The sequence below is a fragment of the Halorubrum xinjiangense genome (assembly GCF_049604745.1).
GTDB classification, from domain to species: Archaea; Halobacteriota; Halobacteria; order Halobacteriales; family Haloferacaceae; genus Halorubrum; species Halorubrum xinjiangense_A.
Genome location: NZ_CP187140.1, coordinates 1,661,197 through 1,682,760, shown reverse-complemented (window position 1 = coordinate 1,682,760; position 21,564 = coordinate 1,661,197). Strand labels below are relative to the sequence as shown.

Genomic DNA, 21,564 nt, shown 5'->3' with positions numbered 1-21,564 from the left:
TCGGGCGTGGTTTATATACCTCCGCGAGAGAGCCGACACAATCGAATGGACGACACGACGAGTGCGGCCGCACGTTCGCTGTGGCCCGTCTGGGGGCTCAGCGTCGTACTTCTCCTGTTACTCGTCGTCGAGGCCGCCACGGTCCTGGTCGGGGTCGTGCCCGTTCCCGGCGGGTACTGGGTCGGGTTCGTCTCCTCGCTACTGGTCGTGTTCGGCGTCGGCTACGTCGTCTACTGGATCCCGGGCTCCGACCTCTCGCCCGCGCGGTACCAGCGGATCAACCGCTGGTGGGTCGCGGGCGCGTTGGGATACCTCCTCGTCAACGTGGGATTCATGGCGACGCTCCCGACGGAGTCCGCGTTTCAGGTGTTCGGCTGGATCCGCTGGGCGATCGGCTTCGGCGGCGGTATCGGGCTGCTCATCGGGCTGTTCGAGGCGAGGGCGATCGAACGCGAGGTCGCCGAGGAGCGGAGCCGCGTCCGACAGGCCGAACTCCGCCGCGAGCGGGACCGCCTCGAGGAGTTCGCGAGCGTCGTCTCCCACGACCTTCGGAACCCCCTCAACGTCGTCCGCGGTCGGGTCGACCTCGCCAAGGAAGCCCACCCGGACGACGAACACCTGGCGGCGGTCGAGCCGGCCCTCGACCGGATGGACGAGATAATCGAGGAGACGCTGACGCTCGCCCGCGAGGGGAAGATCGTCGACGACGCCGACGACGTGGACCTCGCCGACTGCGTCCGCGAGTGCTGGTCGCGCGTGGACACGGCGGACGCGACGCTCAGCGTGGACGGGTCGCTGACGGTGCGGGCCGACCGCGACCGGCTGTCGCACGTGTTCGAGAACCTCTTTCGGAACGCGATCGAACACGGCGGCAGCGACGTGACCGTCCGGGTGGGTCCGCTCGGCGAGGACGGGTTCTACGTCGAGGACGACGGCGTCGGCATCCCGGAGGAGGATGTCGATCGGGTTCGCGAGACCGGGTTCACCTCGTCGGCCGACGGGACGGGCTTCGGCCTCGCGATCGTGGACCGGATCGTCGAGGCGCACGGGTGGGAACTCCGGATCGACGACGGAGCGGAGGGCGGGACGCGGTTCGAGATCAGCGGCGTCGATCGGCGGTCGTAAGGGTCGGCGAGCGAGACGCGGCTCTATTTAAGTTCGTTCGGCACGAACCGGGGGACGTATGACACGCGTCGAAATCGAGTACTGCGTCCCCTGTGGCATGTTGAACCGCGCGCAAGACGTCTCCGAGGCGATCCTCAAGCAGTTCGGCGAGGGCATCGACGAGGTCGCGCTGGTGACCGGCGACGCGGGCGTGTTTGTCGTCCGCGCCGACGACGAGGTCGTCTTCGACAAGGAGGAAGACGAGTACGACGTCGACGCCATCGTCCGCGCGGTCAAGCCGTACGTCGGCGCAGCGGCCTAATACGCAGTCGTTTATTTTTAAGCGACATCGCACGGATCGACGAGTAGTGCCGCCAAAGCCCCAGCCGCTCGCTTATAACTGGGTGGGCGCGAGTCGACGACAAAGACCTCCAAAGCCCCAGCCGGGAGGCGGGCGCACGCTCGCTGCGCTCCTCAGTCGCTCGTTTCACTCGCTCCCTGCGGTGCTTGCGTCGCCTGCGCCCGCCTCACGGCTGCCCCTTTGAGTCCCGCCCCGCACCGCAACCGCACCTCACGCCTCCCCAGCCTCGTCGATGGTCCTCCGCTTCGCTCCGGACCATCGACTCCCTCGCGCGTGCGACTCGCGCCCTGCGGGCGCTCGTCGGCACGCGCCACCGCCCATTTTTAAATCTCCTTGCCCGTCCCGCCGTGCCTCAGTCGTCCTTATAAACGGGGCGCGCGGAGTTCGTCACCACGAGGAGGCTGCTCGACGCCATCGCGAGCGCGGCCAGCAGGGGGTTGAGGAGGCCGGACAGGGCCAACGGGATCGCGGCCGCGTTGTAGACGAACGCCCAGCCGAGGTTCTGCTTCAGGCGCCGATTCGTCCCGCGCGTGACGGCGAACAGCTCCGGGACCGCCGAGAGCCGGTCGTCGAGCAGGACCGCGTCGGCGGCGTCCGCCGCGAGGTCCGTCCCGGAAGCGATCGAGATCCCGAGATCGGCCGCGGCGAGCGCGGGAGCGTCGTTGCTCCCGTCGCCGACCATCGCCACCGAGCCATCGGCGCCGAGCCGCCGGACCGTCTCGGCCTTCGCCTCCGGCGGCACCTCGGCGAACACCTCGTCGACCGCGGGGTGGTCCGCGAACTGCGCCGCGGCCGCGGGCGCGTCGCCGGTGAGCACGACGACGCGCCGCCCGTCCGCGTCGAGATCGGCGACGACCGCCTCCCACCCCTCACGCACCTCGTCGCCGACGGCGAGGACCCCGCGCACGCGGCCGTCCCAGCCGACGTAGACGGGGACGTTCCCGCGGTCGCGGGTGTCCCTTCCTGCCTCGCGCAGTTCGTCGGAGACCGGCCATTCGCGCTCGTCGAAGAGGTCGGGGTGGCCGACGACGACCTCGTCGCCGTCGACGCGCCCCGCGACTCCGCGGTCGAAGACGTCCACATCGGTCGCTGCGGGAGCGTCGAGCGCGTCGATCTCGGCTGACGGGCCGTCGCTCGGATCTGCGGTGGCCGCGGCGCCCCCGTCGGTGGCCGCGTCGTCCGCTGCGCGGCCCCCATCGGCCGCGGCTCGTTCCTCGCTCCCGCCCGTCTCGTCTCCCAGCACCCCCGCGACGATCGCCTCGGCGACCGGGTGGACCGAGGCGCGCTCGACGGCGGCCGCCCGCTCGCGGACGCGGTCGACCGAGGCCCCGTCGTCGGCGGTCGCGTCGAGCAGCCGCATCTTGCCGTCAGTGAGCGTGCCGGTCTTGTCGAAGACGACGGTGTCGACGTCGGCGGCCGACTCGAAGACGGCGTCTGAGACGACGACGATGCCCCGCTTCGCCGCGTCGCGGATCCCGGCGGCGACCGCGAGCGGCGTCGCCAGCCCGAGTGCGCACGGACACGAGACGATGAGCACCGTCAGTCCGACGAGCGCCGCGTCGATCGGCGCCGAGCCCAGCGCGAGGGTGGCGGCGGCGCCGACGGTCGCGACCGCGACGACGAGGGGGACGAACACCGTCGCCAGCCGGTCGACGAGCCGCTGGATCCCGGACCGCGAGCTCTGGATCTCCCAGAGCAGGCGTACGAGGGTGTCGAGGGTGTTCGCCGCGTCCTCGCCGACCTCGATCACGACGGGCGAGTCGGTGACGACGGTGCCCCCGCGGACCGGGTCGCCCTCGCGTTTCGTCGCCGGGAGCGACTCGCCCGTGACGAGTGCCTCGTCGACCGCGGCGGTCCCCTCGGCGACGGTCCCGTCGAACGGCACGCGCTCGCCGGGGCGCACGAGGAGGCGGTCCCCGGGGTCGACCGCGTCGGCGTCGAGGGGCTCGCCCGCCTCGGTCCGCACGGTGCGCTCCTCGGTCGTCGTCAGGTCGGCGAGCATGCCGGTCGCCCGCCGCTTGATGATCGACTCGTAGTGGTTGCCGGCGGTGACGACGAGGATGACGGCGATGGTCACGTCGAAGTAGAGGTCGGTCCGCCCGACGAGTAGCGCGAGCGTGCTGTACGCGTACGAGCTCGTCGCCGCGAGCGACACGAGGAGGTCCATGTTGGGCTGTCGCGCCCGGAGGCTCACGTACGCGCCCCGCAAGATTGGGTAGCCGGTGTAAAACAGCACGATCGAGGCGAACAGCCAGATCTGCGCGAAGAGGTAGGTGCCCGAGACGCCGCCCAGCTCGATGATCGGCTCGTAGCCGAAGTAGGTCGGGTACAGGAAGAGCACGTACCACAGCATCGCCATCATCCCGAAGAAGCCGCCACCGATCAGGAACCGCACCACCGCGTCGTCCTCCTCCGCGTTCGGGTCCGCGCGGTCGCTCGCCGAGTAGCCCGCGACCGAGAGCCGGTCGGGGAGATCGTCCGCGTCCACGGTCTCGGGGTCGTAGTCGACCCGGATCGTGTCGGTGGCGTAGCTCGCCTCCGCGGCCGCGACCCCGTCCTGCTCGCCCGCCGTCATCTCGAGGAACGACTCGCAGGTCGCGCAGTGCATCCCGTCGACGTGGAGGAACGTCGTCTCGCCGTCGAACTCTTCGCCCGGGGTCGCGTCCGGCCGCCGCTCTTCGAGGTCCTCGAGGTCCTCGGCGTCGTCGAGCGAGCGCGCGACGGCGAGACACCCCCGGCAGCAGAACTCGCCGTCGACGTCGGAAGCGGTGTGCGGATCGTCCCCGACCGGGAGATCGCAGAGTGTACAGCCTGTCATACGTGGTCCATTCGGGTTCTCTTCGAGCGGTCCGCGGACCGGGGGTGGTGGTCCCGCGGCCTGTTCGGGCCGACTACGCGTGTTTGGGCCGACTACGCGTGTTTGGGCCGACTACGCGTGTTTGGGCCGACTACGCGTGTTTGGGCCGACTACGCGTGTTTGGGCCGACTACGCGTGTTTGGGCCGACTACGCGTGTTTGGGCCGACTACGCGTGTTTGGGCCGACTACGCGTGTTTGGGCCGACTACGCGTGTTTGGGCCGACTACGCGTGTTCCGGGTCATCCGCGTCGCCACCGACTCCCGGGAAGCTCCCGCCGGTCGCGATCCGGAGGCTCGCCCAGATGAGCAGCACGTTCACCAGCGTGATCGCGACGAAGATCTCCGCCCGATCCGCGATGAACACAACCGCGGGAACGAGCCCGCCGAGGACCAGGAGTACGCCCTGTTGGATCGAGAAGTCCATACCGTCCCCTATCGGCCGCCGAAAATATATAACACCCGTGTTTTCAGGGTTCGAGAACGGGTGGATCTTATATACTTCTTTGTTGTTAACCCCGCCTATGGGCCAAAACGAGACCGCACACGCTCCGACGGACGACGTGAGCGGTGAGACGGAGGAGTTCGACCCGATCGGGACCCTCTCGCTCATCGCGATCTACTTCGTCATTCTGGTGCTTTCGTGGGTGTACATCTACTACATCGAGTTCCTCGGACGAGATCTCGTCGTCGTGGGGTGATCACGGATGCACATCCACAACTACGAGAAGATCTGGCTGGCCGCGTCGGTGCTGCTGATCCTGTTCCTCCTCGGCTCGGTCACCTACGGCGCCGTCGGTCCCGGCGTCGCGATGGTGAGCGACAGCGAACCGGCGATCGACGCCGGCGCGTTAGACGAGGACGACAGGTTCTCGGAGCCCCGGGTCGAGCAGGTGGGCGAAAACGAGTACGAGGCGTACGTCGTCGCTCGGCAGTTCGGGTTCCAACCGGATCCGATCGTCGTGCCCGCGAACAGCACGGTGACGTTCTACGTCACCTCTGCGGACGTGATACACGGGTTCGAGGTCGCGGGCACGAACGCGAACACGATGGTCGTTCCCGGCGAGGTCTCGGAGATTACGGTCAAGACCGACGAGCCGGCCGAGTACGGGCTCATCTGTAACGAGTACTGCGGCGCGGGCCACCACGTGATGGAAGGGAAGGTGAACGTCGTGAGCCAAGCGGAGTTCGAGAGCAGCGGGGGTGACGGCGAATGAGCGAGGCCATCGAGGCCGAGCAGACCTTCGCGAACAAGTTCCCCGAGGAGGCGCGGATCGTCCGGGCTGCGCTGCTCGGTTCGTTCCTCGCGCTCACGCTCGGCGCGGTGTTCGGGATCATCCAGACGCTCCACCGGACCGGCGTGTTCCGCGGGCTCATCGACTCCACCGACTACTACACCTCCCTCACCGCACATGGGGTGTTCCTCGCGATCAGCTTCACGACGTTCTTCCTCGTCGGCCTGTTCACGTGGGCGGTCGTGCGGAGCCTCGACCGGCCGCTCCTCAACACCAAGATCACGTGGACGTGGTACGGGCTGATGGCCGCCGGGATGACGATGACCGGCGTGTCGATCCTCGCCGGTTTCGTCGACTCCATCGATATGAGCGCGGACGTGTTGTTCACGTTCTACGCGCCGCTGCAGGCGCACCCGATGTTCTACGCCGGGCTCGCGGTGTTCATCGTCGGGTCGTGGATCGCCGGGGCCGACTTCTTCCGGACGTGGCTCGCGTGGAAGCGCGAGCACCCGGACGAGCGGATCCCGCTCCAGACGTTCATGGTGTTGACGACGATGGCGATGTGGTACATCGCCTCCTCGGCTGTGGCCGCCTCGGTGCTGATCTTCCTCCTGCCGTGGTCGCTCGGTCTGATCGACCAGGTGAACCCGACGCTGACCCGGACGCTGTTCTGGTTCTTCGGCCACCCGGTCGTCTACTTCTGGCTGATGCCCGCGTACCTGCTATGGTACACCGTCCTGCCGAAGCTGGCCGGCGGGCGGCTGTTCAGCGACCCGCTCGCGCGGGTCGTGTTCGTGCTGTTCCTGCTCCTCTCGACCCCCGTCGGGATCCACCACCAGTACCTCGACCCGGGGATCGCGGAGGGGTTCAAGTTCATCTCGATGACGAACACGATGTTCCTCCTGCTGCCGAGCCTGCTCACCGCGTTCACGGTCGTCGCGAGCGTCGAGTACGGCGCCCGTCAGCGCGGCGGGAGCGGTCTCCTCGGCTGGCTCACCGACCTCCCGTGGCGCAATCCCGCGTTCACGGGGATGATGCTCGCGGGGCTGATGTTCGCCGCCGGCGGGTTCTCCGGGATGGTGAACGCCGGCATGAACATCAACTACATGATCCACAACACGATCTGGGTGCCGGGCCACTTCCACCTCACCGTGGGGACCGCGGTGGCGCTCACGTTCATGGCCGCCACCTACTGGCTCTGGCCGCAGATCACCAACAAGCCGATCTACAGCCGGACGATCGGGCTGGTCCAGGTCGTCGTCTGGTTCATCGGCATGGCGCTGATGTCGAACGCGATGCACGCGCAGGGGATCTTAGGCGTCCCGCGCCGCACCGCGGAGCCGGAGTACTCCGGCTTCGACTACCCGACGATGTTCGGCGGGTTCGAGGAGCTCAATATTCAGATCGCCATCGGCGGGACGCTGCTGTTCGTCTCGACCGTCCTGTTCATCGGGAACCTCGTACTCACGATGGGGAACCCGAAGGTCTCGGGGCTCGCGGACCCGCTGCCGCCCGCGCTGTCCGGCCCCGACGACTCGCCGAAGGTGCTCGATAACCTCCGGCTGTGGGTCGGCATCGCGCTGACGCTCGTCGTCCTCGCGTACGCGCTCCCGCTGGCGGCGATCATCCAGCGCGGCGGGCTGCTCGGTCCCGGCGTCGGCACGTATCCGGTGTGGCTCACGCCGCTGCTCGACGCGCTCGCGAACGCGGCGGCGACGCTGCTCGGCGCGGTCGGCGACGCGTCGGCCGCGCTCGCCGAGGTGGTCCGATGAGCGTGGACATCAGCCGCGGCGGCCTGCTCGTGACGCTCGCGATCTTCGGCGTGATCGTCTACGAGATGCGGACCGTGCTCGACTTCGTCGGGATCGAACTGCCGATCATCCCGTACATGGCCGCCGTCTTCGTCCTCGCCGGCGCCTCGGTCTGGTACGTCACGCTGAAGGGCGGGTGGCGCACCGAGCCCGAGGGCGACGAGCCGGCGTAGGGACGCGATTTCCGACGCGCAGACCTCTTTTCCTTCCCTTTTCGTTCGTTTCTCGTCTCCCGTCGCCGTCGAGTTCGCCGACAGAAGGGGTTATCCCCGCTCGCGCCCAATAATGCGTATGAGATCCAATACTGTCTCGAACGAGGCCGACGGCTCCGAGGCGCCGGCCGGTGCGAACCGCCCGGTCTCGCTGTCGGACGAAGCCTCCCTCGACGCCTTCGTCGGCGACGCGGACGCCGCGCTCGTGGAGTTCTATACCGACGGCTGCGGCATCTGCGCGAGCATGGAGCCGGTGATCGGGAACGTCGCCCGGGGCGTCGAGACCGACCTCGCGGTCGGGCTGGTGAACCCCCGCGACGACCCGCCGCTGGTCGAGCGGTTCGACGTGCGGAGCGTCCCGCTGTTCGTCCTCTTCGTCGACGGCGAGCCCGTCGCGCGGCGCGCCGAGGGGTTCATTCCGGGCGAGGACCTCGCGGCGTGGGTCGAGGAGCACGCGGCCTGATCGAGGGCGATACCTCGCCTCGAACTCGTCTCAGGACCTCGTTGGCTCGACGACGAACCGCTCCGAAGCCCCAGTCGCGAGGCGGGCGCACGCTCGGGGCGGTCCTCGCTCGTTCGCTCCGCTCACTCGCTGCGGTCCTGCCGTCGCCTGCGCCCGCCTCGCGACTGCCCCTTCGATTCCCGCCCCGACCGCACCGCAACCGCGCCTCACACCTCCCCAGCCTCGTCGGCCTCCCTACGGTCGGCCGACTCCCTCGCGCGTGCGACTCGCGGCCGCCGGTGGCGGCCGCTCGCCGGCACGCGCCGCCGCACGTGCCGTTTTCGTTTATAAATGGTCGCGCTCGACGGAACCCTTTTGAGCCGGACCGGCGTACTCGGAGGCAGTATGGGACTGGGCTCGGACATGTACCGGCAGCAGATCCTCGACCACTACAAGAACCCGCGCAACTACGGGGAACTTGAGGATCCGGACTTCACGCACGTCGGCGAGAACCCCTCCTGCGGCGACACGATCCGGATGGACGTCCAACTCGACGACGACGAGGAGACCGTCGAGGCGGTGCGGTTCACCGGCGACGGCTGCGCCATCTCGATGGCCTCCGCGAGCATGCTCTCCGAGCGGCTCCACGGGATGCCCGTCGACGAGCTCGACGCGCTCGACACCGACGACGTCACGGAGATGCTCGGCGTCGACATCTCGCCGATGCGCGTGAAGTGCGCGGTGCTGGGACGACAGGTCGCGCAGGACGGCGCCAAGATCCACCGCGGCGAGCTCGATCCGGACGAAGACCGTACGGTCACCGAGGAGTAGCCGCTCGGCTCTCGTTGCGGCCGGTTCGCGCCGCGGACCCGCCCGTCCCGAGCCCACCGGACTTTTGCCCGCGAACCACGTTCGTCCGCCCATGAGCGACGGCTTCGACAAGGAGGCGGAACGAGAGAAGCTCCGCGAGAAGTTCGCGGAGGACGAGAAGAAGCGCGAGCACACCCAACAGATGTCCGAACTCCTCCTCAAGGGCGCGACGATGACGAACCGCCACTGCGGGGAGTGCGGCGACCCCATCTTCCGGTACGACGGCCGCGAGTTCTGTCCCACCTGCGGGAACGAGGCCGGGGGCGCGGCCGAGGCAGGTGAGGCCTCGTCCGAGGTAAGTGGGGATTCGGCCGAGGCGGGCGAGACTTCGCCCGAGGTAGATAGAGATTCGACGGAGGCGGGTGACGCTCCCGTCGTCGAGACCGGAACGTCGGCGGACGCGGACGCCGCGGGCGTCGACTCGGCGGCCGAGAACGGTGCGGTCGACTCGGGCGCGAACGAACCGGCCCGGTCGCGGTCGCCCCCGTCGACCGCGGCCCCGCGGGGATCGACACCACCGCAGGAGTCGGCGCCCTCGCAGGAGTCGGCGCCCTCGCGGGAGTCGGCGCCCTCGCGGGAGTCGGCGCCCTCGCAGGAGTCGGCGCCCTCGCGGGAGTCGGCGCCCTCGCGGGAGTCGGCGTCGCCGCGGAGATCGTCGCCGCAGCGGTCTGAGCCGCAGCAGTCGGCCCCGTCGCGGTCGGCCGACGACGACGAGGGGGTCGGCGCCGCCCGCGCGTCGCTGACGCGGACGCTGACGCGGTTCGCGCGTGCGGCCGAGGAGACAGACGACCCGCGGCGCGCCCGCGACCACCTCGAAGCGGCTCGCGAGGCGGCCGAGGCGCTCGCGGCGCTGGACTGAGACGCGGCCACCCCTCTGTCGGATGTGGGGCGCGAATCCCGCGCCCGCCGCCCACTCACCGACCCGGCGCCGAGTCCGTCGGCACGCGTCACGCGAACGTCAGCGTTTCGTCCGTTATGTCGATGTCGCTCGGGTCTCCGTTGAATATGCCGTACTCGCCGGAGGTGCCGATCTGTTCCCGGTAGAGAATCGACCCCGACGGTTCGTGGACCATCTGGAGCCGGATCCGGTCCTCGTCGGGATAGTTACCGGTGTCTCCGGCCAGGCGACACGCCACGTTGACGTCCGAACAGTCGAGTCCCTCCGGAATCGTGTCGCCGCCTTGGTTGTTGTGTACGACCGTCAACCCGACCGTTTCGCCCGGCCTCAACGACCGATCGAGCGTCCCCGTGACCCGCTGATCGCCGTGGTCGAGGTAGACCACGATCTCGTCGGCGTCCACGGTTTCACCGCCGTTGTTGGTGAGTTCGAGGTCCCAGCGGAACTCGTCGTACTGCGGCGCCGACGCGGGCTCCTCCTCGAAGGTCAGTTCGAGGGCGGCGAAGGTGGGTTTCTCTCCGAGATCGTCGACGACCCCGAGCGCGAACACCCCGATAACCCCCGCGAGAATGACCGTGATTGCGACGAGCAGCACCACGCCGACGACCGGCGAGACCGCGCGTTCGGAGCCCCACTCGTCCATTGCCAACACGTACGCGCCACGGTGGAAATAACAATTGCGTTTCAGGTCACGTCGACGACATTCGAGCGGGCGAGCGCCGGTCGTCGCGGCCCCACCGCGCACGCCGAACCGATTCCCGTTGCGCCCGCGTCGACGTACGGATATCGCTTTACCGGCCGCTCTCGACGGCGACGCGCATGTCTTGGGCGAGCCGCTCGGCGCGGTCGGCGTCGGCGGACTCGGCGTAGATCCGGATCTTCGGCTCGGTGCCGGAGGGGCGGACGAGCACCCACGCGTCGCCGTAGTCGAGGCGGTAGCCGTCGGTCGTGTTCGGCTCCGCGTCGGCGGTCTCGACGTACGCGCGGGCGGCCGAGAGCATCTCAGCGCGCTCGTCGTCGTCCTCGTACTCCACGTTCTCCCGCACGAAGTGGTAGTCGCTGTACGGCGCGACGACCTCGCTGACGGGCGCGCCGTCGGCGTCGGCGAGTAGTTCGAGGAACCGCGCGCCGATGTACGCCCCGTCCCGCGAGAGCCGGTACGGCGGGAAGAAGACGCCCCCGTTGCCCTCGCCCGCGATGGGGACGTTGACTCCCTCCTCGTGGAGTTCGCGGGTGCGGGTGATGATGTTCGTCGCGCCGATGGGCGTCAGTTCGAGGTCGGCGTCGTTGTCGGCGCAGACGTCGACGAGCCGCTGGGAGACGTTGACCGCGCTGACGACCGCGTCGTCCGGTTCAAGGCAGGCGTCGGCCATCGCGGCGAAGGAGGTGTCGCCGTCGACGAACTCGCCGGTCTCGTCGACGAAGACGGCCCGGTCCGCGTCGCCGTCGTGCGCGATCCCCACGTCAGCGTCGGAGGTCGCGACGAGCCGCTGGAGGTCCTCCAGGTTCTCCGGGACCGGCTCCGAGTCGCGGCCGGGGAAGTGGCCGTCCGGCGTCGCGTTGACGGTCAGCACCTCGCAGCCGAGTTCGCGGTAGATCCGGGGAGAGGTGACCGAGGCCGCGCCGTGGCCGGGGTCGACCGCGACCGTGAGGTCGGCGTCGGCGACCGCCTCGCGGTCGATCGCGCCGATCAGCTGGTCGACGTAGTCGTCGACGGCGCCCTCGACCGGCGTCGTCGCGCCCGCCGCCCGCCAGTCGGCGTGGTCGTACTCGTCGTCGAGGACGCGCCGCTCGATCCGCTCTAACACGTCGACGGAGAGCTCCACGCCGTCGTCGCCGACGAGCTTGATCCCGTTGAACTCCGGCGGGTTGTGCGAGGCGGTGACGAGGACGGCCGGAATTCCGGCCGACTCGCAGTAGTTGCCGACCGCCGGCGTGGGGACGACTCCAAGGCGGTCGACGTCGCACCCGACCGCGGCGAGCCCGCTCGCGGCCGCATTCGCGAACAGCTCGCCGGTGGTTCGCGTGTCGCGCGCGACGGCGACGCGGTCGGCGTCCCACACCGTCCCGGCCGCCTTCGCGATGTCGAGGACGAGCGCCGGCGTGAGGTACCGCAGCGCGACCCCGCGGATGCCGCTCGATCCGAACAGCTCCATGCGAGGGCATCCGCCGGCCGAGGGGAAAGCGGTTCCGAACCGCCGCGGCCGAGAGGCGGCGGCGACGCGCGCAGAGCCCGCCCCGCCCCGACGAGACCGGACCCCGCCCCGCCGCGACGACGCGTGCGGTTCATGCCGGTGGCGCCCGTTCGCCTCGATATGGACCACACGCGACGCGACGCGCTCGTCGGAAGCGCGCTCGCCCTGTCCGTCGCGACGGCGGGCTGTCTCGACTTCGCCGCGGGCGACGGACCGCAGGGCCCCGAGGGGACGCCGGCGACGCTGACCTGCGAAGACGACGGGTTCGTCCGCCTCGAACGGCCGTTCGAGGGGTCGGTCGCCGAGACTCTCGTCGAGACGGACGAGACGACGGTGGAGCTCTCCACCGAGGGGACGACCGAGACGTACGGCCAGTCGCTCCGGCTCGTCCTCCGGAACACCGGCGACGCCCCGACGTCCACGCTCGGCGAGTCCGCCTACTCGATCCAGCGCGAGACGGGCGAGGGGTGGCTCGACGTCCGCGGATCGAAGACGGGCGAGGCGGTCGAACTCCCGCGGAGCGAGTCGTCGCTCGACACGAGTTCGGCGTACTCCTGGGATATCACGCTGACCGAGTCGGGCATCGCGGACGCGGTCGACGGCGTCGACCTGGCGGTCTGTCCGCCGCTCGGCGCCGGGACCTACCGATTCGTCTACTGGGGGCTCGTCGACGCGCCGCCGATCGGCGCGGCGTTCGAACTGGTCGGGTGAGGCTTCGGTTCGCCCCGCCCGCAAAGACTCAGAACGACTGCCAGTCGGAGGGTTGGCCGACGCGGCCGCGGACGCGGAACTCCCGCTCGTCGTCCTCGACGCGTGTCTCAACGACGACCTCGAACGGCTCGTGGAGGGTGTGGACGACCTGCTCGTCGTGGGCGGTCGAGCCGACGACGCCCACGAACGGCCACCCCTCGCCGGAGGTCTGCGAGGTCATCACCCGGGTGAACCGGTAGATGCGCTCTGGGTCCCAGTACATCAACAGCTGCGAGAGCGAGTAGACGCCGACGGCGCGGTCGCGGCCCGTCGAGGACTCGACGATATCGGTGAACTTGATCCCGATGTCCGTGAGGTTGCCCGCGCTCGCGACGTACTTCGTCGTCGGCGTGTCCTCGCGTTTGTCGCCCTGCTCGTGGGTGACGCAGTCGATGACGATCACGTCGTCGCCGCTTTTTCCTGTCAGCTCCTCGTAGTCGTCGCGGACCTTCTCCGCGGTCTGCCCCGTCGAGATGACGACCGGGCCGTCGGCCCACGCCGAGAGCAGCCGGTTGAACAGGTCGTACTTCCCGCTCATCGGGGGACCGCTGATGAGGACGCTGTCGGCACCGCGGACAGCGTCGGGAAGCGCGGTCATGGTGAAAACGTGAGAGAGTGTGGGGTAAAACCCTTCCGAGGGATCACTTTCGGAGCATGGAGGGGAGGTCGAGCGACGACGGCGGCCCCTCCCGCGGCCCGTCGGTGAGTGTCAGTTCGCGTATCGCACCGGGGAGCGCGGCGGGGACCGGGGACTCGCGCGGCTCCCCGGCGCCGTCGACCAGTGACCGCCAGACGGCCTCGTCGTCCGGGTCGTCTCGCTCCGACTTCGCCTCCAGCGCCTTCGTCCGTCCCTCGTCGTACGCCAGTTCCACGATGCTCTGGTCGTAGCTCCCCGGGAACGCCTCCAGTACCCGGTCGAGCTCCTCCGGTCGGGCGCTGTCGACGCCGGCCGCGACGCCCAGCGCGAAGGCGCGCTCGACGGCCTCCTCCCGCGAGAGGTCGTCCCACTCCGTGCCGAACGTCCGGTCGTACATCAGTGGGTCACCGTCGCTGCCGAGCCGACGCGGAGCCCGCCGTCGGTGAACTCCACGTCCTGGATGTCGGTGTCGACGTTGGTCCCCCGCATCTTCAGCACCTGAACCCCACGCTGCATTCCCTCGTCTTCGAGGTAGTTGTGCATAAAGACGACGCCGTGCGCGAGGTAGTGCTCCTCCGAGTAGGCGCTCGGGTCGGTCATCTCGGAGATCAGGAGCGTCGTGGCGTCGGTCCGCTTCAGCGAGGAGAGCAGCTGGATCATCGTGTCCTCGTCGTCGTCGAGGAGGAACCGCAACAGCATCGTCGAGTCGAAGACGACCCGGTCGATGTCGCGGGAGTTGATGAACCCCGTGAGGCGGTTGGTGACGCCGGAGCGGTCGCGGCGGTCGCCGGGGAGCCCGAAGAATCGCCGCCCGTCCGACGAGAAGGAGTCGAGGAAGGTGACGCGGTCGGAGTCGAGCGCGCGGTCGAACCCGAACTCGTAGCCGCTCATGTCCTCGCGGATCCCCTCCTTGGTTTCGTGCATGCTGATGTAGAGGACATCCTCTCCATTTCGGGCGCCCTGGGCCGCGAACTGTGAACAGAAGGTCGTTTTGCCGCTCCCGGGCGGACCGCTGACCACGTACAGGCGGTCCTCGGGGAACCCGCCGTCGACGAGGTCGTCGAACCCCGGGACGCCGCTTGAGACGCGCATACGAAGAAAACCCCTCGGACGGCTGATAAGCGTTGGCACCCGGTTCTCACCCGTGAGAACCGACGCGGTCCGCGACGGTCGGCGTCGCTCCGGCGGTCGGACGTTTCCCCTCGACTACGCCTCCGAGCCCTCAACGTCGTCGAGGTCGGCGGCGAGCGCGTCGTCGACGTCCGGCGAGACCCACACGACGAACCGGTCGTCGGACTTGACGATGCCGCGGACGCCCTCGTCTTCGACCGTCGTGCTCTGGTCGACGTCCTCGGGCGAGACGTCGCGGACCTGGAACACCTCGTCGACCATCCAGCCGACTGTCCCGCCCTCGTCGATTTCGGCGTCGTCGAAGACGACGATCCGCTCCCGGGGGCCGTCCTCGTCGATGTCGAACAGCGTCTTCGGGTCGACGATCGTCGTCGTCCGCCCCCGGAGGTCCATCACGCCCTCGACGTGGGCCGGCGAGTTGGGGATCCGCGTGAGCTCGCCGGCGTCGACGATCTCGTCGATGACGCCGATGTCCAGACAGTACGTCCCGTCGCCCAGCCCGAACTCCAGCACCTTGGTCGGTTCGGCCTCCGCCTCTGTTGCTGCCATGCCCATAGCTGTGGCGAACCGACAAATAATCGTGTCCCCTGAATTATCAGGGGTGATTACTGGGTCCGTGGATTTATGCTGATTCTGCGCCCGCCCTGATACATGAGCAGGACGACGGATCGGCGCGGCGGTCGGGACGGGTCGCCGCGGGTGGTGGTCGTCGACGACTCGCCGTTCATGCGGGGACTGATAGGCGACCTCCTGAGCGACGCCGGGGTCGCGGTCGTCGGCGAGGCGGGGGACGGAGAGGAGGCGCTCTCGGTGGTCGCCGAGACGCGCCCCGACGTTGTGACGATGGACGTCGAGATGCCCGGCATGGGTGGGCTCGAAGCCGTCGAGCGGCTGATGGAGGAGACGCCGACGCCGGTGTTGATGCTGTCGGCGCACACGGACGAGGGCGCGGAGGTCACCTTCGAGGCGCTGGACCGCGGAGCGGTCGACTTCTTCTCGAAGCCCGGCGGCGAGGTGTCGACCGGCGTCTCGCGGGAGTCAGAGCGCCTCGTCGAGGCGGTGCGCTCGGTCGCGGACGCCGACCTCGACGCCGCGACCCGCGAGCGCGACGACCCGAGTTCAGCGGCGTCGCGCTCGCCGGACGCCGGGTCCGAAGCGGACGCGGCCGACGTCGACGAGCCGCTGACCGTGGTGATCGCGGCCTCGACCGGCGGGCCGAACGCGGTCGAGCGCGTGCTGTCGGCGCTGCCGATGGCCGACTGCCGCGTGGTGATCGTCCAGCACATGCCGGAGGCGTTCACCTCGCGGTTCGCGGACCGGCTCGACGCCGCCTCGGCGTACGACGTGCGGGAGGCCAGCGACGGCGCGCGGATCGGCGCCGGCGAGGCGATCGTCGCCCGCGGCGGCAGCCACACCCTCATCGACAGCTACCGCTCCGGGCGGCTCCGCGTCAAGCTCGACGAGGACGACGACACCCACACGGTCACCCCTGCGGCCGACGTGACGATGCGCTCCGCGGCCGAGGTGATCGACGACCCGCTCGTTGGCGTCGTGTTGACCGGGATGGGCTCGGACGCGGCCGAGGGGATCCGCGCGATGGCCGACGCCGGCGCGCGCACGCTGGCGCAGAGCGAGGACACCTGCGTCATCTACGGGATGCCGAAGCGCGCGGTCGAGACGGGCGGGGTCGACGCGGTGTACGACCTCGACGACGTCGCCGGCGCGATTGTGGGGGGTGAGGCCTGATGGACTCCCACCGCGCCGCGTTCGTCGCCGAGGCCGAAGACGGGATCACGGACCTCAACAACGCGCTGCTCGCCCTCGAAGCCGACCCCGAGGACACCGAGGCAATGGACGACGTGTTCCGCGTCGCCCACACCTTGAAGGGCAACGCCGCGGCGATGGGGTACGAGGACGTCTCCGACTTCGGACACGCGCTCGAAGACCTGCTGGACGCGGTCCGGCAGGGCGACCGCGAGGTGACGCCCGAGCTGATGGACCTCCTCTTCGAGGGCGTCGACGCCGTCGAGTCGATGGTCGAGGAGATCGCCGACACCGGCGAGGTGTCGACCGACCCCTCCGACCTCGAATCGCGCCTGCGCGAGATGGAAGAGCACGGTACCGTCGGCGGGGACGAAGCTGGGAGCGAGGCGTCCGGCGGCGACGATGGCGACGCCGAGAGCGAGGCGTCCGGTGAGGACGGAGCCGCCGACGCCGGCGACGAAGGCGATGCCGACGACGCGCCCGACGTCTCGGTGCCGGAACCGCCTGCGGCCGCAGCCGATCTGCCCGACCCGGTCGCGTACGCGGACGTGACGATCGGCGACGCACAGATGGCGGGTGTCGACGCGGCGCTCGTCCTTCAGGCGCTCGACGAGCAGTTCGACGGGCACGCGACCGACCCGGCCCCGGAGGCGCTGGAGGACGGGGAGTACGACGAGTCGTTCGATGCCTTTGTCGGCGGCGCCGACCCCGAGGTCGTCGCCGAGGGGCTCCGCGCGCTCACGCAGGTCGAGGCGGTCACCGCAGTCGCGGCCGGCGACGGCGAGGACGACGGTGACGCGAACGCCGAATCAAGCGACTCGAACGCCGAGTCGGCCGACGCGGACGCGACGGCCGACGACGAGTTCGAGTCCGCCGAACCGACGGATCCCGAGAGCGCCGGAGTGGAACCGACCGACGCCGCTGGCGACGAGGCCGATCCGTCGGATACCGCTCCCGACGCTGACGACGCCGACGGTTCGGATTCGGCGTCGAGCGATTCGGATTCGGAGTCGGACGAATCTGGCTCGAAGTCGGACGATTCCGGTTCGAAGTCGGACTCCAAGTCCGGCGACGAGATCAAGTCGATCCGCGTCGATGTCGACCAGGTCGACGAGCTGTACGGGCTCGTCGAGCAGCTGGTGACGAGCCGGATCAAGCTCCGGCGGGAGCTGGAGGCCGCCGACGCCGAGTCGGACACGTTAGACGAGCTCGACAAGCTCGCCTCCAGCCTCCAAGACACGGCGATGGACATGCGGCTCATCCCGTTCTCGCAGGTGTCCGATTCGTTCCCGCGGCTCGTCCGCGACATCTCGCGGGACCTCGACAAGCGGATCGACTTCGAGATCGAGGGCGACGACGTGGAGCTCGACCGGACGATCCTCACGGAGATGCGCGACCCGCTCGTACACGTCCTGCGGAACGCGGTCGACCACGGGATCGAGTCGCCCGAGGAGCGCGAGGCGGCCGGCAAGGACCCGACTGGGCACGTCGAGCTCACGGCCGAGCGCGAGCGCGACCACGTCATCATCGAGGTCGCGGACGACGGCGCGGGGCTCGACCCCGACCAGCTCCGCGACAAGGCGGTCGACGAGGGCGTCAAGAGCCGCGAGGCGGTCGAGGCGATGGAGGACGACGAAGTGTACGACCTCGTGTTCCACCCCGGCTTCTCGACCGCGGAGGAGGTCACCGACGTCTCAGGCCGCGGCGTCGGGATGGACGTGGTCCGGACGACCGCGCGCGACCTCGACGGCTCGGTCTCCGTCGAGAGCGAGCCCGGCGAGGGGACCACGGTCCGTTTCCGGCTCCCCGTCACCGTCGCCATCGTGAAGGTGATGTTCGTCGACGTCGGCGGCACGGAGTACGGGATCCCGATCAAGTCGATCGCGGAGGTCGCCCGCGCCGACGACGTCGAGGAGGTCCACGGCGACGAGGTCGTCAGACACGAGGACGACCTCTACCCCGTCATCCGGCTGAACGAGCGCCTCGGCGAGATCGACGCGAACGCGGCCGAGGCGTCCGCGGCCGCGGCGTCTGCTGACGAGACCCCCGCCGCCGACGGCGGCGTCGCGGTCGACGAGGGGACCGACCCCGCCGGACCGGGAACCAACGACGGCAGCGCGGGCGCGACCGACAACGGAATGCTCGTCCGGATCCGCGAGGAGACGCGGCAGGTCGCGCTTCACTGCGACGCGGTGTTAGACCAGGAGGAAGTGGTTGTCAAACCCCTCGACGGTCCGCTCTCGGGGACGCCCGGCCTCAGCGGCACGGCCGTCCTCGGCGACGGGGACGTCGTGGCCGTGCTCGACGTGGTGAGCCTATGAGCGGCTCGGCGGACGACGGCGAGACGGCGTTCGAAGGCGTCCTCCGGCAGATCGACGACACGGTCCCGTTCGAGCCGGGGTACTACAACGAGTCGTACCTCGACCGCCGGATCACGGCGCGGATGCGCCGACGCGACACGGAGTCGCACGCCGAGTACGAGCGCATCCTCCGCGAGGACGCCGACGAGCGGCAGGCGCTGATGGACGCGCTCACGATCAACGTGACGGAGTTCTTCCGCAACCCGGAGATGTGGGACGTGCTCCGCGACGTGTTGCGCGAGCGGACCGCGGAGCAGCGCCGCGTCCGCGTCTGGTCCGCGCCGTCGGCTGACGGCCGCGAGCCGTACTCCGTCGCAATGCTGGCCTGCGACGACCGCGAGATAGACGAGTCGCGCGTGGAGGTGCTCGGCTCCGACATCAGCGAGGAGGCGCTCGACAACGCCCGCGAGGGCGTCTACCACACGACGCGGACGACCGACATCGCCGAGGAGCTCGAACCCCTCTCGGACCCGGATCGCTACGTTGAGCGCGACGGGGACACGTTCCGCGTCCGCGAGGCCCCGCGCCGGCTCGTGACGTTCGAGACCCACGACCTGATCCGCGACGGCGCCCGCGACCCCTTCGACGTGGTGTTGTGCCGGAACCTGCTGATCTACATCGACGTCGACCACAAGGCAGCCCTCTTCGACACGCTGGAGGCGTCGCTCGCCGACGACGGCGTCCTCGTGTTGGGGATGACCGAGAGCGTCCCGCCGGACCGCAGCGACCGCTACGAGCCGATCGACAAGCGACGGCGGGTGTTCGGGAGGCGCTGATGTCGCTGTACCAGCACGCACGGGACGGGAACGCGGAGCGCCTCCGTGACGCGCTCGGCAGCGACAGCGCGGCCGTCCGGCGCCGCGCCGCGGAGTTCCTCGGCGAGATCGGCGAGGAGGGCGACCAGCCGACGATCGACGGGCTGCTCCGCGCGGCGACGACGGACGACGACCCCGAGGTCCGCGGCGCGGCGGTCGACGCGCTCGACGAGATCGGCGAGGCGGCGCTCGAACAGCTCCTCGAGGAGCTCACGGGCGGCGGGAGCGACGGCGAGGCGGAGTGGGTCACCGCGCGCAAGTTCGCGCGCGCGCTGAAGGCCGACCGCCCGGAGCTCCGGATGGCGGCGGCGAACGCGCTCGGGCGCCTTGACGACGCGAGCGGCCTCCAGGCGCTGGTCGGCGCGCTCGACGACGACGACGCCCGCGTCCGGCTCCGGGCGGCGCAGGCCTGCGGGACGTTCGCGGACGCCCGCGCGGTCCCCGGCCTGCGCGAGCGGCTCGACGACGAGGACCCGCGGGTGCGCCGCGCCGCCGCCAACGCGCTGGGGACGATCGGGACGGACCAGGCGCTGTCGCCGCTGCTCGACCTGCTCGACGACGGCGACGAGTCGATCCGTCGGATCGCGGCTGGCGCGCTCGGGAAGGCCAGCACCCCGGAGCCGGTCGAACCGCTCGCGCGGGCGCTCGGCGACGAGAGCGCCGTCGTGCGCAACGCGGCGGTGTACTCGGTGATCGAGCTGCTCTCGAACGTGCCGACCCAGCAGAGCCACGCGGTCCGCGACCAGGTGGTCTCGGAGCTGAAGGCGGCCGACGACGCGACCGTCGTCGAGCCGCTCGTCGAGATCCTCACCGACGGCCAGCAGTCCCGCCAGCGCCGGAACGCGGCGTGGATCCTCGGTCGGGTGGCCGACCCGGACACGGCGACCGCGGTGGAGGCGCTCGCGGACGCGCTCGCGGATGACGACCCGCAGACCGCGCAGTTCGCGGCCACGAGCCTCAAGAGTCTCGGTGGGCCCATCGTGGAGGACCGCCTGCTCGACAAGCTGGGGCCTGAACACCCGGAGGAGGCCCGCGCGAAGGCGGTGTTCGTCCTCGGGCAGATCGGCGGGCAGGAGACGCTCAACCGCCTCGAAGAGTACGCCGACGACGACAGCCAGGCCGTCAGAAAGCGCGTGTTCTCGGCCGTCTCGAAGCTGCGCGCGGGGGGTCCGTAAATGGCGCAAGAGGAAGGCGAGTACAAGATCACCGACACGCAGGCGAAGTTCGCGGTCGCGGTCCGCGAGGGCCGGAAAGTGAGCGACGTCTCGTGGACGCCGGGACGTGTCCTCCTCTCGAACCGGCGGCTAATCTTAGCCGGCAACGACGGGAAACGGACCGTCCCGCTGTCGAAGCTGGAACGGCTCGGCGGCCGGCACGACGCGAACCAGACGGTCGCGCGCGTCTCCAACTACGTGAGCTTCGACCTCGGCGAGCAGGTGCTGCTCGTCGCCGCGAAGGACCACGAGCCGTTCGAGCGCGACGTCTACCGCGCGCTGCTCGACCAGAAGACCGTGATGGCGAAACACCCCGCCATCGAGGGGGGCGTCGTCACGGACGCCGAGTGGGAGCAGGCCCGCGTGAAGATCGACGAGAACGGGCTCAATGCGGCCTTGGAGCGCGGCGCCTTCGTGAAGTTCGACCTCGACGACATCAGCGGGCTCGACGCGGCGAAGCGCACCGTCAACGGCGACAAGAAACCCGTCATAGAGGTGTCACACACCGACGACGAGGGGACGAGCATCGAGACGCACGTCGCCGGCGACCCGAGCCGGATGCGGTTCGTCGAGTCGTGGCTCCGGAAGGGCGAGGAGCGGTCGTCGACGAACGTCGACCTCTCCAGCCGCGACCGCGAGGTGCTGATGGCGCTGTACTCCGGCGTCTCCCCGTTCGAGATCCCCTCCTTCCTCGGGATGGACGTTGACGACGTCGAGGAGACGTTCGAGCGGCTCGTCGACCTCGAGGTGGTCGAGGAGGTCCGGATCCGCCGCGAGGTCGCGCTCAACTCCCGCGGCCGCAACATCGCCAGCGAGGCGATGAACGAGCAGTAGCGGCGCTCGCCGGGCGTCGGCGACCGCGCCGCCGCCTCGTCGAACCACGCTTAAGTCGTCGCCCGGCGGAGTACGG

General features: G+C 69.8%; 23 protein-coding genes. 15 read left to right on the top strand and 8 right to left on the bottom strand.

What is annotated here, in order from left to right:
• The first annotated feature begins 45 nt into the window (after nucleotides 1–45).
• Nucleotides 46–1,125, top strand: a complete 1,080-nt coding sequence (locus tag ACOZ35_RS09665; protein WP_424013405.1) for a sensor histidine kinase — start codon at nucleotides 46–48, stop codon at nucleotides 1,123–1,125.
• Between the two features lie 58 nt (nucleotides 1,126–1,183).
• Nucleotides 1,184–1,426: a SelT/SelW/SelH family protein gene (locus ACOZ35_RS09660; protein ID WP_424013404.1), complete on the top strand. Its 243-nt coding sequence runs from the start codon at nucleotides 1,184–1,186 to the stop codon at nucleotides 1,424–1,426.
• A 391-nt stretch (nucleotides 1,427–1,817) separates the two neighbouring features.
• Here the strand turns inward: ACOZ35_RS09660 and ACOZ35_RS09655 are convergent, their stop codons facing one another.
• Together ACOZ35_RS09655 and ACOZ35_RS09650 are read right to left on the bottom strand one after the other, a co-directional pair.
• A complete protein-coding gene (locus ACOZ35_RS09655) occupies nucleotides 1,818–4,283 on the bottom strand; it encodes a heavy metal translocating P-type ATPase (protein WP_424013403.1) in 2,466 nt (821 codons plus the stop codon).
• Between the two features lie 263 nt (nucleotides 4,284–4,546).
• The gene (locus ACOZ35_RS09650; protein ID WP_424013402.1) at nucleotides 4,547–4,747 is read right to left on the bottom strand and encodes a hypothetical protein; all 201 of its coding nucleotides are present in this window, start codon (nucleotides 4,745–4,747) and stop codon (nucleotides 4,547–4,549) included.
• Nucleotides 4,748–4,844: 97 nt separating this feature from the next.
• Here ACOZ35_RS09650 and ACOZ35_RS09645 point away from each other — a divergent pair, with 97 nt between their 5' ends.
• The 7 genes from ACOZ35_RS09645 (at nucleotide 4,845) to ACOZ35_RS09615 (ending at nucleotide 9,749) form a co-directional block, all read left to right on the top strand.
• Nucleotides 4,845–5,021: a hypothetical protein gene (locus ACOZ35_RS09645; RefSeq protein ID WP_424013401.1), complete on the top strand. Its 177-nt coding sequence runs from the start codon at nucleotides 4,845–4,847 to the stop codon at nucleotides 5,019–5,021.
• A 6-nt stretch (nucleotides 5,022–5,027) separates the two neighbouring features.
• Nucleotides 5,028–5,537, top strand: coding sequence for a cytochrome c oxidase subunit II (locus tag ACOZ35_RS09640; RefSeq protein ID WP_424013400.1), 510 nt, complete (start codon nucleotides 5,028–5,030; stop codon nucleotides 5,535–5,537).
• On the top strand, nucleotides 5,534–7,327 hold the full coding sequence (locus tag ACOZ35_RS09635; RefSeq protein ID WP_424013399.1) for a b(o/a)3-type cytochrome-c oxidase subunit 1: 1,794 nt from the start codon (nucleotides 5,534–5,536) through the stop codon (nucleotides 7,325–7,327). Before ACOZ35_RS09640 ends, ACOZ35_RS09635 begins: the two co-directional genes overlap by 4 nt.
• Nucleotides 7,324–7,539, top strand: a complete 216-nt coding sequence (locus tag ACOZ35_RS09630) for a CbaC protein (RefSeq protein ID WP_137716686.1) — start codon at nucleotides 7,324–7,326, stop codon at nucleotides 7,537–7,539. Before ACOZ35_RS09635 ends, ACOZ35_RS09630 begins: the two co-directional genes overlap by 4 nt.
• 118 nt (nucleotides 7,540–7,657) lie before the next feature.
• Nucleotides 7,658–8,041 carry a thioredoxin family protein gene (locus tag ACOZ35_RS09625; protein WP_424013398.1) on the top strand — a complete coding sequence of 128 codons (384 nt, stop codon included), beginning with the start codon at nucleotides 7,658–7,660 and terminating at the stop codon, nucleotides 8,039–8,041.
• A gap of 384 nt (nucleotides 8,042–8,425) precedes the next feature.
• Nucleotides 8,426–8,851 carry a Fe-S cluster assembly sulfur transfer protein SufU gene (gene sufU, locus ACOZ35_RS09620; protein ID WP_017343938.1) on the top strand — a complete coding sequence of 142 codons (426 nt, stop codon included), beginning with the start codon at nucleotides 8,426–8,428 and terminating at the stop codon, nucleotides 8,849–8,851.
• A gap of 91 nt (nucleotides 8,852–8,942) precedes the next feature.
• Nucleotides 8,943–9,749 carry an Sjogren's syndrome/scleroderma autoantigen 1 family protein gene (locus ACOZ35_RS09615; protein ID WP_424013397.1) on the top strand — a complete coding sequence of 269 codons (807 nt, stop codon included), beginning with the start codon at nucleotides 8,943–8,945 and terminating at the stop codon, nucleotides 9,747–9,749.
• A gap of 88 nt (nucleotides 9,750–9,837) precedes the next feature.
• Here ACOZ35_RS09615 and ACOZ35_RS09610 read toward each other — a convergent pair whose 3' ends face one another.
• Nucleotides 9,838–10,431: a type IV pilin gene (locus ACOZ35_RS09610; RefSeq protein ID WP_424013396.1), complete on the bottom strand. Its 594-nt coding sequence runs from the start codon at nucleotides 10,429–10,431 to the stop codon at nucleotides 9,838–9,840.
• Nucleotides 10,432–10,579: 148 nt separating this feature from the next.
• On the bottom strand, nucleotides 10,580–11,944 hold the full coding sequence (gene glmM, locus ACOZ35_RS09605; RefSeq protein WP_424013395.1) for a phosphoglucosamine mutase: 1,365 nt from the start codon (nucleotides 11,942–11,944) through the stop codon (nucleotides 10,580–10,582).
• Nucleotides 11,945–12,103: 159 nt separating this feature from the next.
• Here glmM and ACOZ35_RS09600 point away from each other — a divergent pair, with 159 nt between their 5' ends.
• A complete protein-coding gene (locus ACOZ35_RS09600; RefSeq protein ID WP_424013394.1) occupies nucleotides 12,104–12,694 on the top strand; it encodes a hypothetical protein in 591 nt (196 codons plus the stop codon).
• 28 nt (nucleotides 12,695–12,722) lie between these two features.
• Here the strand turns inward: ACOZ35_RS09600 and ACOZ35_RS09595 are convergent, their stop codons facing one another.
• From ACOZ35_RS09595 to ACOZ35_RS09580, 4 genes are all read right to left on the bottom strand, one after another.
• Nucleotides 12,723–13,331: a DUF7504 family protein gene (locus tag ACOZ35_RS09595; protein ID WP_424013393.1), complete on the bottom strand. Its 609-nt coding sequence runs from the start codon at nucleotides 13,329–13,331 to the stop codon at nucleotides 12,723–12,725.
• A gap of 43 nt (nucleotides 13,332–13,374) precedes the next feature.
• The gene (locus tag ACOZ35_RS09590) at nucleotides 13,375–13,767 is read right to left on the bottom strand and encodes a hypothetical protein (RefSeq protein ID WP_424013392.1); all 393 of its coding nucleotides are present in this window, start codon (nucleotides 13,765–13,767) and stop codon (nucleotides 13,375–13,377) included.
• Nucleotides 13,767–14,462, bottom strand: a complete 696-nt coding sequence (locus tag ACOZ35_RS09585) for an RAD55 family ATPase (protein ID WP_004597206.1) — start codon at nucleotides 14,460–14,462, stop codon at nucleotides 13,767–13,769. The genes ACOZ35_RS09590 and ACOZ35_RS09585 overlap by 1 nt, the downstream gene beginning before the upstream one ends.
• Before the next feature lie 114 nt (nucleotides 14,463–14,576).
• Nucleotides 14,577–15,050 carry a chemotaxis protein CheW gene (locus tag ACOZ35_RS09580; protein WP_424013391.1) on the bottom strand — a complete coding sequence of 158 codons (474 nt, stop codon included), beginning with the start codon at nucleotides 15,048–15,050 and terminating at the stop codon, nucleotides 14,577–14,579.
• A 102-nt stretch (nucleotides 15,051–15,152) separates the two neighbouring features.
• Here ACOZ35_RS09580 and cheB point away from each other — a divergent pair, with 102 nt between their 5' ends.
• From cheB to ACOZ35_RS09555, 5 genes are read left to right on the top strand one after another with little or no spacing between them, the layout of a single operon-like run.
• Nucleotides 15,153–16,247 carry a chemotaxis-specific protein-glutamate methyltransferase CheB gene (gene cheB / locus ACOZ35_RS09575; RefSeq protein ID WP_424013390.1) on the top strand — a complete coding sequence of 365 codons (1,095 nt, stop codon included), beginning with the start codon at nucleotides 15,153–15,155 and terminating at the stop codon, nucleotides 16,245–16,247.
• Entirely contained in the window at nucleotides 16,247–18,586 is a 2,340-nt protein-coding gene (locus ACOZ35_RS09570) for a chemotaxis protein CheA (protein ID WP_424013389.1), read from the top strand. Before cheB ends, ACOZ35_RS09570 begins: the two co-directional genes overlap by 1 nt.
• Nucleotides 18,583–19,401, top strand: coding sequence for a CheR family methyltransferase (locus ACOZ35_RS09565; RefSeq protein ID WP_424013388.1), 819 nt, complete (start codon nucleotides 18,583–18,585; stop codon nucleotides 19,399–19,401). Before ACOZ35_RS09570 ends, ACOZ35_RS09565 begins: the two co-directional genes overlap by 4 nt.
• Entirely contained in the window at nucleotides 19,401–20,615 is a 1,215-nt protein-coding gene (locus ACOZ35_RS09560; protein ID WP_424013387.1) for a HEAT repeat domain-containing protein, read from the top strand. Before ACOZ35_RS09565 ends, ACOZ35_RS09560 begins: the two co-directional genes overlap by 1 nt.
• Nucleotides 20,616–21,488 (top strand): CheF family chemotaxis protein, encoded by an 873-nt coding sequence (locus ACOZ35_RS09555; RefSeq protein WP_424013386.1) that lies wholly within the window; start codon nucleotides 20,616–20,618, stop codon nucleotides 21,486–21,488.
• Nucleotides 21,489–21,564 lie beyond the last annotated feature (76 nt).